General features: G+C 40.1%; 1 protein-coding gene. It reads right to left on the bottom strand.

Translation table 11 applies throughout. The features are described 5' to 3' along the window. Positions 1 to 451 (bottom strand): hypothetical protein (locus AACY52_RS31220; protein WP_339561527.1); only part of this gene is annotated, 451 nt, incomplete at both ends.

Here is a 451-nt window from a genome sequence, read left to right on the forward strand (position 1 = left end):
CTTGAGTTTTAGTGATCTCTGACAAAAGTCTCGAGGGAGTATCGAGTCTTGAAGTCAGTATAAGTCTTGCGTGTAAATTAAAAGGATCATTTCCTTTTAAGTGGAAAACAAGCTCATAAAGTACTGTAGAAGGCAAAGAGTATGTGTGTATAGCTGATGCAATTGACGTTGCTATGGCAATCTTGCTGTAGTCGTCGACCGCTTGACCGCTTCCGAGAAATCCGGTCACGATGTTCATCTGTGATTTATATTCAGGCGATCTAATCCAGCCACGAAGTAGATAATCGCGCAATGCTGGTCGGCCATAAATTATATTTCTGAACGAGGTATCGTCAATTGCAATATTGTTTCTAAATACGTTTCCTAACAAACGCTTTAGTATTTTACCGCCACTTCCTTGGTCAAACAGTCTTTTCTCAATGCCATATTTGATAGACCTTGCAATTAGACG

It is taken from the genome of Pseudomonas sp. EA_65y_Pfl1_P113 (genome assembly GCF_963970525.1).
GTDB classification, from domain to species: Bacteria; Pseudomonadota; Gammaproteobacteria; order Pseudomonadales; family Pseudomonadaceae; genus Aquipseudomonas; species Aquipseudomonas tritici.